Below are 12,120 nucleotides of genomic sequence, written 5' to 3' on the forward strand. Positions count from 1 at the left end.
CTAATTAACAGTTGTGACAGTTGTAACCGACTCCGTCATTGTTTGTTTTTGACCTTGCGCTTCAATTGTACGTTTTAATGTTTCCTTTTTTGTTAAGCTCACTTTATTGATCCACCCAGATTGTGTATCAATCAAAATTTTTCCATCTACATTAGCATTATTATCCGCAGACATTGACATACCTTGTTGGCTTTCTGTTCCTTTCAGGTTTTGTGTTCCTACGACTGTAATTGTAGTATTTGTAGGTTCTACGCTTGTTAACGTTCTTTTCATCGAAAGACTTCCTTTCATCGGACCTTTGTCTATTTTTTGATTGTCAGACCAAGATTCATTTAAAGCTAATGTCTTATTTGGAAAGATATTCATTGTTTCTTCAAACTGAGAAGATAAGGCTTCTTTGCTTAAAGAGCTATTGATAACCTGTGTGAAAAATTTGAATTCTTCTGCTGTAACTTGTTTTTTTACAGAGTTTAGAATAGACGATTTTAATGCGTCTAAACCATCTACACTAATTACTTTACCCTTTTGGTCAACTTTCATTGTGTAAGTTTTTCCAGTCATGGCTTTATAAATAGACCAAGAAACTGCAATATCTTTATTTGCAGGTTTTGCAGAATTTGTGTCATACGAAATTGATTTTCCAGAAGGATCTGTCATTTTTTCACTATAACCTTTAGAATGTACTTCTAGTGTATAAACACCATTTTTAAAATCCTTTACTGTATAATCTATTTCTTTTTTACTTTCGCTCACCATTTTTTGAGATTGTTTTCCATCAGATGCCGAATGCGTTGTTTTAACCGCTAATGTCATCGGATAAGTTTTACCAATCTCTAAATTATATTTATAAGCAAATTTACCATCTGTTCCTTTGGCTACAGCAACTATTTTTGGAGCAGTTGTTGTTTCAACTTTCAATGAATCTTGTGTTTCTGTTTTGGCAACTGTGTCACCTTTTTCGTTCACAACTAATTCTTTTCCGTCTTTATCTTTACCTACTACTTTATCTTCTTTTTTACATGAAGCAACTGTCACTAAAACAGCCATCACGAATACTAATTTTTTCATATAAGTTTCTTGTTTGAGATTGGTTTAATGCCAAAATCAATCCAAAAATAAGTATTTTAGTTGGTTTTTTAACATTAAGATTAAAATCTATTGATAATGAAAGATGTACGATTATTTTTCTATTTCTATGATTTTGTTGTCAGTATGTGTTTTGTAATTTTGGTTATACATACTTTCTGCTTGTGAAATACCGTTGTTGAATTTTCCTTGTAAATTGGCTTTTACTTCATATCCAAATTGATGTTCTCCTTTTGGTAAATAATCAATAAAGAAATTTGTTTCCTCATCTTTTGTCTCAAAATAGTAACCTACAGAATTATTCCAATAATATTTTGAAGGTACAAAAACTGGATCAAAACCTGTTGCACGATAATCTTTCAGGTGTACATAACTGATGTCTTCATCTGAAATTAAAGTTAGATTAATTCGAACAATTTCGCCTAATTTTATTTTTCTATTTAACGGAATCCATTTGTTATTTTCTTTGATAAATAGATTTTTCTCTACGCGTAATTTATTTTGATTCGATTTTATTTCATTAATAGGAACAGACTTATAATTTACGATACTTCCATTTAAAATGACAGAAAAATTATTTTTGATTTTGATTGATTTCGGAATTTCATTAAGGTTAGAAGTTTCGAAAATATTTTGTCCAAATAATTGTTGAATTTTACTCGAATCAATTCCTTCTATTTCAATTTTTGTTGAATTTTCATTAAAATCTGAAGTAGAAATAATAGCATGAAGTGCATAGTTAGTACCCAATGTACCGTGCCACGAGTTTTGTTTGTATTGTTGTAAAATCCATTGAACAAGATTTTTTGTATCCATTTTATTTGCTTCAAAAGCTTCTATTATTAAGGATTGTGTAGAAATAGAATTTGTTAGAAATAGATTTTCGTTGGTGTTCCAATAATTTCCATTTGTGTTATCTAAAATCATTTCAGTTTCTATACTTTTTACCAACGTTGTTGCATACGATTTTGCATTAAGATAATTTGCTACAATTGCAGATTTTGCTCTAAATTCTAAATTTCTATTACCTGCTGTTTTTTCGATTTTATTCCACTCGTTTTCATACATTTTCTTTACATCATCAAGTTTTTTATTTTTTGTAGGATAAAATTGATCGATGTAAATAACATCAACAAACTCATTTAAATTATATTGTTTTTTGATATTATTTTTTTCAAAATTTAAGTTATAATCAATTAAATAATCAAGTCCTTTTGAAAATGATTTTTTAAGATCATTTGAAATATTTTCTGGATAAAATTTAATTAATCGTCCAATATAAATCAGATTTTGTTTTGTGATTTCTACATTTGTTTTTCCACCAATAAACCACGGAAAACTTCCGTCACTGAATTGTGCTTTGATTAATTTATTTTCTAAAATAGTTAATTGTTTCTGAATATATTTTTCATCCATCGTTTTTGCAATTTCAGCTATAATTTTATCTTGCGATTTTGCAGGTTTATTCCAAGAAGTTTGCTTCGTCGAAATTTCATATTCTAAACCAGTTTTAGGTATGTTTTTTTGATTAATCGTTTTGAAATATTCAGCAATTTTTGGGTATTTTTTCTGTAAAATGGCTAACATTTTATACGCAAACCATTTACTTGTCGTTTGTTCGGTGCAATCGTATGGATATATTGCCAATTGCTCCAACGAACTAAGAACCGTAAACAACGGATTAGTTTCTATTTTGAGCTTAAAAAGCTCGAATTGATTAGGAGAAATATCAAGTTTAATTTCTTTACTTTCTTGTGGTAAAAGAACAATTGATTGGCTTTCTGTAATTGTAATTTTGTTAGATAATATTGGAAGTATTTGTTGCTCACCATCAGAAAAATCCGATGTTCCGGCAACAATTTTTACCAAAACATCTTCGTAGTTTTCAGGAATTTTTATTTTCCATTCTATAACAGAAGTTTGTTTTGCACTAACTTCAAAATTTTGAGTTTCATTAATTACGTTAAATTCTGAATTAATTATTTGATTATTTTTTTGATTGATAAATTCTAATTTTACATTTCCATTTAGATTTTTATCCGAAATATTTTGTATTTGAGTAGAAATTATCATTTCATCATTTTCTCTGAAATAACGAGGCAAATGTGGTGAAACCATCAAGTCTTTTTGTGTTTTTGTAATAAAAGTTCCATCACCAGAATTTAATTCTTTGTCATGTGCAAATACCAATAATTTCCATTCTGTTAACGCTTCTGGTGTTGTAAAGTCAAATGATACATTTCCTTCTTTATCCGTTCGTAGAGAAGGGTAGAAGAAAGCTGTTTCATTCAGATTTGTACGTGCTTTTATAGTTGATAAATCGATTGATTTTTCTTCCGTATTTTTATTTTTTGATTGTATAATAATTACACCATTTGCTCCACGACTTCCATATAAAGCTGTAGCTTCTTCACTTTTTAACACCGTTATTTCTGCAATATCTTCATTTGTTATATCTGTTATTTTTTTTATTTCTCCATCTATTATAACTAAAGCTTCTTGTTGTGAATTTACACTGCCTACACCTCTTATTTTTATGTTATTTGCAGCGCCTGGAGTACCATAACCTGTTGTAACGACTTCTGCTAAATCAAGTCCACTAACATTTCCACTCAATTGATAAAGAAAATCTTCACTATCTTCTGATGTCGTAACATAACTAAGACTTGCTTTTTTTACAATTTCATCAATATCGGCATCTCTAAAATCATCAAACAAAGTTGTTTTAATTTTTGGAAATCTAAATTCTATAGGATAAATATTTTTTGGCTGATAAAGTGAACCAAAACTTGAATAATTATAAAATCGTTCTGTAATTTTTCTTGATGTAAAAGGGTAATATGAATTAGATTTCCAATCAATTTGATTATAATAATTATTACTTCGGAATTGGTCTAAAGACGCGTCATACATTGTTGTTAAAACTTCGGCATTTGCAGTCTTATTTGTAGGATTTGTAATTTTTAACGACCAAGTTTCCTGCTGATTTGGTTGTATTTTATCGCGAAAAACTTCTGTTTTTACAATTAATTCATGATTTTTTTGGATGGTAGGAATTGTAATAAATTCACTTTTATATTGGTTATTGTGAATAAATAAATAATCAATTCTAAATTTATTCGTAACCATTTCTTCTGTTATTTTTGTAGAATAAGTTGCTTTTCCGTTTTTGAAATTTAATTTCTCCGTTTTAATAAACTTATTTTGATCTTGTATATAAAGATAAATTACAGCATTGTCATCAAAATCAGTTTCGAAATCGACTTTGTACGTATCCCCAATATTATAAGATGCTTTTTCTACGCTTGTTGTCAAAAATTCTTTGTCAGAAAAACGGTACGAAATATCTTCTGCAATTTTGATAATTCTAGAATTAGAAATTGTATCATTATTGATGATTGAAATTGCTTCAACTAAATAATATCCTTTTTTTAGATTTTCTGGTTGATTAATTTTTATTGTTTTGTCAATATTTGTATCAAAATCAGTTTGTTGAATAATGTTTTCTTTGTTCCAACTAGTTGTATTTTTTTTATTTAGATTATAATTTCCAAAGAAATCTTGTTTTTCTTTTTGTGACAATAAATCATAAGCTGAATCAAACCTCAAACTATTAGTTCCATAAATTCCTTTTGGTTCGGGAAGTTTGTAGATTGTAACTTTACCTTTTAATGGGACAAAAATCTTATTAATATTTTCAGTTTCTAACGTAATTTTATTCCAATCTTTATTAATAAAAATTTCATCAGAAATTAAATTTATTTTAACCGAATTTATTCCATAATAATAGTTGGTTTCGGTAGTTTGAGATTCACCAGTTTGTAAAATAGCTGTAACATACAATATAAAATGATCTGTTTTTTCATTCCCTTTTAATATTTTTTTTATTAGAAATTCTCCATTTTGATCTGTTTTTATTGTATCAAAATCTTCTGTAATAGTACCATAATTACTTTCAGAATAATACTGAATTGTTGCATCATTTAGTCGTGCACCAGAAAGTGATTCTACAAATCCTTTGAAAGTTGCCGTATCTCCATTTTTTAAAGTTTGTTTATTTTTTTCGAGAACAACTCTAAAAGTTGGACGCTTGTATTCTTCAACATTAAAATTGATAGAATGAATAGAGTTTTTGTTATTTAAACGATGAATTTCTATTCTGAAACTTCCATTCAAAGTTTCTTCAGGAAGTTTAAATTTTCCGCTTATAGAACCAAAATCATTCGTTTTTAGGTTTAAACTATCAATTTTTTCTCCATTCGGATTTTTTATAAAAACAGTTAAATCTACATCCGGAAGTATTTTTCCTTTTATAGAATTTCTTTCATGTAATATTGCTTTAAAAAACATCTCTTGGTTCGGACGATAAATTTTTCTGTCCAACAAAATTGTTGCATCTGTTTCTATGTCATCTTCATTGTCAGAATAATCATGAATTTCATCAATATTAGAGTTTGATAAATCAAAAAAATCCTTTGTAGACGGAATATACAAATACAAATTATCTAAATCTTCTCTTTTATCAGAGTCATCATTGGATTTGTAAGTAAATTCCCCATTTCCATTTGTGTTGATACTTTTTACTTTCTGAAAATCATTTTTCTTACTATCACCATAAAGTTTTATTGTTTTGTTGGCAAATGGTAAACCATTTTTACGATTAATTATTTGTCCTTTGTACTTGTAGCCATTTTCTAATTCTTCCGTTTCGAAAGCCGAAATAAAATAATCAGAAATTTGAATTGTATTATTTTCCACAATATTGAAATAAAAATCGTCTACAAAATCTACATTATTACTCATGAAAATTTCATAATATCCACTTGCTAACGGATTTATTTTGTATAAAACTGTACGACGATTATAATCTTTAAAATCTTTTAGATTTATTTTTTCACTATAAATTAATTCTCCCGTTGGTTTGTAACTTTTTGTTAAAGAATCATATTTTGTATAATCTTCGTCGTGTTTTGGTGAATAATTTTTCTTGTAAACTCTTATATAAAGCTCATTTACTTTTTTATAATTGATAGAAATCGGTATATATTCATTGCTTGGATAACTTTCTGTATGTTCAATTTCTAAATCTGGTTTAGAAATATTATCGCGAAATTCAACTAAGTTTTTTGTCCAAATAGAGTTTGGATAAAGTTTTATTGCTTCATTTAATCGCTCAAATTTTTTTGAAATGTCTTCATTTCCGTCAAAAGACGTAGCTAATTTATAATATAGAATTTGGGCATTAAAATCTGCTGGAATTTTGCTTAATGTATCTTTTAATAGTTCAAATTCATTGAAATTATTTTTATCAAGATTTCTATAATATTGATATGAACGAGCTTCGTTATAGTTTTTTTCTTTATTTAATTGATTAATTTTAGATAGAATCGGATTGATTTTATTTGCGATTAATTGATATTTATTTTCTTTTGTAAAACGCTTATTTTTATAAAGTTGATCTATTCCATTTATGTATAAATTTCCAAATAAATTATATAGAGTCGGAATCAATGAAAATTGATTGTATTTATCCACCGAAATTTTCACTTCTTTGTTTAAAACTTGATTTACAATTTCAGCATTCAACAAAATTTTCCATTTTTCGGTCGGTTCATTTTCTAGCAATTCTACATTTTTAATGGATTCTGTTAACAAAGAATCAATTGTTTTGAATCGCTTCTCGAAAGTCCAATCAATAAAATTAATTGATAAATCATTTTTTGTAGTTATCTCTATATTTATATTGTCAAACAATAAATTTGCATAATAAAAATTAAGAAACGCTCTGTCAATCGGTTTGCTACGCGCAATTTCTTTTTCTATTAATGGAGAAATTCGCTTTACAATATCTTCTTTTTTTGTATGTTGTTTACTAATATTTTCAAAATCCTTTATCGAAGCATAAAGATATTCAGGACGCTTATTTTCTTTTAAAGCATGCGATTTTATATCGTTTATATAATAATTAACACGAGTATATTTTCGTTTCGTTTGATTAACTTCTATAGAATCAAAGGAATTCTTGAAATTATAGTTTTGTCCAAATGCAAAAGTTGCGAATAAAATAAAAAGTAGTGATTTGAAATTCATAGAGTTAATTCATCTTTAAAAATAAGAAATATTCAGTCTACTTTTTAAATATTCCTATAAAATATTCAATATTAGTAAAAGGGATTTTGCTTGTTATTTAAATTTTAAGAAAATATTTAACATAATGACTAAATCTGATAAACTCAGTGTTGTTATTTGATAAATACTTGATAATGTATTTAAAATAATTTCTAAAAATATGTAATTTTAAAATATAGTTAATTGATTAATAGTTATTTAAAGTTATTATTAATTATTCTAAATAAACTTTGTTCGTTTTAAGAAAGTTTTTACATTTGCGCCATTATTTTTATCTATTCCAAATAAACAGAATATGAATTATCAAATCAAATTATTTTTTATACTACTATTTTCTTCGGTTAGTTTGTTAGCACAAAGTACAGGAGTTATTGAGGGTAAAATTACTTCTTCTGACGGTTATCCCGTTTCTGGAATTGTAATTAAGATGGCAAAATCATCTACATCAACAGAAACAAATGAAAATGGAGAATTTCGTTTTTCTAATTTTCCGGAAGGTCATCATACGATAACTTTAGAAGGTGAGGGTTTAAAGAAACAATCAAAATCGGTAGATGTTACAGCAAACGAAGTGAGTTTTATATCTTTTGTATTGAATGAAGATATTACTTCTTTGAATGAAGTTGTTATAAAAATTACTGATTCTCCAAATAAAAAGAAAGAGACAATGCTTTCTGGTTTGGATATAAAACCAATGGATTTACCACAGAGTGTTCAAATTATTGGTAGTAAAACAATAGAGCAACAACAAGCTGTAAAGTTGAGTGATGTTGTGAAAAATGTGAATGGCGTTTATGTAGGATCGGCTCGTGGAGCTGCAACAGAATCATTCTTTTCTAGAGGATATGATATGTCATCTAACAATATGTTCAAAAATGGTTTCCGTTTTAACAATGGATCAATTCCAGAAGTTTCTTCTTTAGAAAGAGTTGAGGTTTTGAAAGGAAGCGCGGCTTTACTTTTTGGAAATGTAACTCCAGGTGGAATTTTGAATATGGTAACTAAAAAGCCAAAATTTAATAGTGGAGGTGAGGTTAGTATGCAAGTAGGAAGTAATGCATTTTACAAACCAGCAGTTGATTTTTATGGACCATTAAATAATAACATTGCTTACCGTTTTACTGGTTCTTATGAAAATTCTGAAAGTTTTAGAGATGTTGTAAAAAGAGAACGTTTTTATGTTAATCCTTCATTATTATTTAAAGTGTCAGACAGAACAGAGATCGTTTTACAAGCAGATTATTTACATGATGATTGGACACCAGATTTTGGTACGGCAATTATCGGAAAAGAAATTTTAGATTTACCAAGAAGTACATATTTGGGAGCAGTTTGGTCGAATGGACAAACACGTCAAGCAAGTGCAAGTGCTTTGGTAAAGCATGAGTTTAATGAAAATTGGAAATTAAATTTTAACAGCTCTTTTCAAGATTACGATAGAAAATCGAAAGGAACTGAACGTATTCAGCCAGATGCAAAAGGAAACTGGGCACGTCTATTAGGGCAAAATAAAAATACAGAGCAATTGTATGCAGAACAGCTTAATTTACAAGGAAATTTTAACACAGGAAAAATAAAACATCAATTGTTAACAGGTGTAGATTTTGATAATTCAGCTGCAAAAGCGTACACATTTGTATTTGATCAGAAAACTTATGGAAGTGGAAATGTATATGATTTCGAGAATTTTGATCAAGGAAATGGAATAATTCCAGATGCAAAAAATACGAGAATTGTAAAAACTAAAACAAATCGTTTTGGTGTTTATTTTCAAGATTTAATTTCGGTTACAGAAAAAATTAAAGTTTTAGCTGGTTTACGTTGGTCTTGGCAAGAAGCACAAGTAACAACAATGGATTTGACAAAAAATCCTATTGAAGTTAAGGTAGATGGTAAGCGTTTAGATCAAGCTTTTACACCAAAAGTGGGATTAGTTTTCCAGCCAATAAAAGACATGGCAATTTTTGCAAGTTACTCTAACTCGTTTACGCCAAATTCTGGTACAACAGTAAATTTAGAGGCAATAAAACCATCAATTATCGATCAATATGAAGTTGGTATTAAGAATGATTTCTGGAAAGGAGTGATAAGTACTAATGTTACATTGTATCAAATTACAAACGATAATTTAGCTCAAACAGCAGAATTTAAAGCAGACGGATCGCTAAATACAGATACAACAATAAAAGTATTAAGCGGTGCAACAAAAAGTAAAGGTATAGAAGTAGATGTTACAGCTCGTCCTGTTGTTGGATTAAGCATTATGGCAGGATATAGTTATAATGATATGCGTTATACAAAAACATCTGGATTAAAAGGAAGTTTTATAGTTGGTGATCGTTTAGTAAGAACACCTGCAAATACAGCGAATTTAAGTTTCTTTTATACGTTGCCAAATGGAGCATTAAAAGGTTTTTCTGTAGGAGCTATCGGAAATTATATTGGAAAAAGAGTAGGAGGTTGGAACAACACTGTTGACGCTAATTTACCAGGTGGAATATTTGATCGTGAAATTCCATTATCAGCTTACACAACAATAGATGTTTCGTTAGGTTATAATTGGAAGAAATTCTCGTTGTTAACTAGATTATCTAATATAACAAATGAATTGAATTATAATGTACACGAAAATTATAGTGTAAATCCTATTGCTCCACGTCAATTAATGACAACATTGCGATATAAATTTTAAGACAATCATTTCAAATTATATTTTTAAAAACTGCAAATTACTAATTTGCAGTTTTTTTATGATTTTATATTTCAATAATCATTTAGTAATGAATAGTATAATTACGGATTCCCATAAAATAAATGATAAGAAAAATCATATATTCGTGAAAAATTGAAATGAAAAAAATATTTGTATTATTTATTCTACTAATCATGCCATCAGTTTTTGGTCAAAATTTAACTTTAAGTGAATTACTTTCTATTCGAAAAAAGGATATTTCTGGAGTAGATGATTATTTAACTAATAAATCTTGGAAATTTATTAGTGGTTCTGAGCCTGATGACGAAAGTTTAGGAAGTATAAGTTATACATTTAAAAAAGATTACATGAATGATAAAGCAGAATCTTTTTTAAATTATTACTATTCAGATTATTCTTCAAAAACACGTTTAAGTATTCAAGTTCATAAAACGAATATAATTAATGCCTATATCAGCCAAATAAAAATATGGGGAGGTAAAATTATAGATTCGTATGTTGATGACGGTGATATGATAAAAATATACCAAGGGAGTACAATGACGTATCGTGTGATAACATCAACACAAGATAATGATTATGGAGGAACGTCAACTTGTTATATATTAAGTATTTATACAAACGAAGATTTTAATTCAATGTGAAATAAATAAACACAAAAAAAAGCCACTCAAAAATTGAGTGGCTTTCTATTTGATAAATGAAATTCTATTATTTTACTTCTTCGAAGTCTACGTCTTCTACTCCGTCATTTTTCGCTTGACCTTGATCAGCACCTGGTTGAGCTTGCGCACCACCTTGTTGACCTTCGTTCATTGCAGCGTAAATTTCTTCAGAAGCCGCATTCCAAGCTGTGTTTAATTTTTCCATAGAAGAATCAATAGCAGCGATGTCTTGTGCAGCATGTGCTGACTTAACTTCAGCTAAAGCATCCTCGATAGGTTGTTTTTTATCAGCCGGAATTTTTTCTCCGTATTCAGTTAATTGTTTTTCTGTTTGAAAGATTAAAGCGTCAGCAGCATTTACTTTTTCAATTTTCTCTTTTGCTTCTTCATCTTTAGCAGCATTTTCTTGCGCTTCTTTCTTCATTCTTTCGATATCAGCGTCAGATAAACCAGAAGATGCTTCAATTTTGATTGATTGCTCTTTTCCAGTTCCTTTATCTTTCGCAGAAACACTTAAGATACCATTCGCATCAATATCAAATGTTACTTCGATTTGAGGAACACCTCTTTGTGCTGGTGGAATATCAACTAAGTCAAAACGTCCAATTTCTTTATTGTCATTAAATAAAGCACGCTCTCCTTGTCCAATTCTTAATGTTACAGCTGGCTGATTGTCTGCTGCTGTAGAGAAAGTCTCAGATTTTTTAGTAGGAATAGTTGTATTTGCTTCGATTAATTTAGTGAAAACACCTCCTAAAGTTTCGATACCTAAAGATAATGGCGTAACGTCTAATAATAATACGTCTTTTACATCACCTGTTAATACACCTCCTTGAATAGCAGCACCTACAGCAACAACTTCATCAGGATTAACTCCTTTTGATGGTTTTTTACCGAAGAATTTTTCTACTTCTTCTTGGATTTTAGGGATACGTGTAGATCCACCAACTAAAATTACTTCGTCGATATCAGAAATTGATAAACCAGCGTCAGATAATGCTTTTTGACAAGGATCCATAGAACGTTTTACTAAGCTTTCTGTTAACTGATCAAATTTAGAACGAGTTAAAGTTTCTACTAAGTGTTTTGGTCCTGTTTCGTTAGCTGTAACGTATGGTAAATTAATTTCTGTTTGTGCAGAAGAAGATAATTCGATTTTAGCTTTCTCAGCAGCCTCACGTAAACGTTGTAAAGCCATTGGGTCTTTCTTCAAATCTACACCTTCTCTTGATTGGAATTCTGATGCTAACCAGTTAATGATTGCGTCATCAAAATCATCACCTCCTAAATGTGTATCACCATTTGTAGATAATACTTCGAAAACACCATCTCCTAATTCTAAGATAGAAACGTCAAAAGTTCCTCCTCCTAAATCGTAAACAGCGATTTTTTTATCTGAATGTGCTTTATCTAATCCGTATGCTAATGCAGCTGCAGTTGGTTCGTTGATAATACGCTCAACTTTAAGACCTGCAATTTCTCCAGCTTCTTTTGTAGCTTGACGTTGTGCATCGTTAAAGTAAGCAG

5 protein-coding genes are annotated in these 12,120 nt (G+C 28.9%); 2 read left to right on the forward strand and 3 right to left on the reverse strand.

The genetic code is table 11. From position 1 onward, the window contains the following. Both RSC72_RS03170 and RSC72_RS03175 read right to left on the reverse strand, forming a co-directional pair. The gene (locus RSC72_RS03170) at positions 1 to 1,068 is read right to left on the reverse strand and encodes a DUF6263 family protein (RefSeq protein WP_332544340.1); all 1,068 of its coding nucleotides are present in this window, start codon (positions 1,066 to 1,068) and stop codon (positions 1 to 3) included. A gap of 111 nt (positions 1,069 to 1,179) precedes the next feature. Further along, a complete protein-coding gene (locus tag RSC72_RS03175; RefSeq protein WP_332544339.1) occupies positions 1,180 to 7,176 on the reverse strand; it encodes an MG2 domain-containing protein in 5,997 nt (1,998 codons plus the stop codon). 334 nt (positions 7,177 to 7,510) lie between these two features. Between RSC72_RS03175 and RSC72_RS03180 the strand changes: the two genes are divergently transcribed. Then, positions 7,511 to 9,907 (forward strand): TonB-dependent siderophore receptor, encoded by a 2,397-nt coding sequence (locus RSC72_RS03180; RefSeq protein WP_332544497.1) that lies wholly within the window; start codon positions 7,511 to 7,513, stop codon positions 9,905 to 9,907. 158 nt (positions 9,908 to 10,065) lie between these two features. Then, on the forward strand, positions 10,066 to 10,572 hold the full coding sequence (locus tag RSC72_RS03185; protein ID WP_332544496.1) for a hypothetical protein: 507 nt from the start codon (positions 10,066 to 10,068) through the stop codon (positions 10,570 to 10,572). Positions 10,573 to 10,639: 67 nt separating this feature from the next. Here RSC72_RS03185 and dnaK read toward each other — a convergent pair. After that, the coding region (dnaK, locus tag RSC72_RS03190) for a molecular chaperone DnaK (RefSeq protein ID WP_332578409.1) at positions 10,640 to 12,120 on the reverse strand (1,481 nt) is incomplete at its 5' end.

The sequence above is a fragment of the Algoriella sp. genome (assembly GCF_036647415.1).
Taxonomy (GTDB): Bacteria; Bacteroidota; Bacteroidia; order Flavobacteriales; family Weeksellaceae; genus Empedobacter.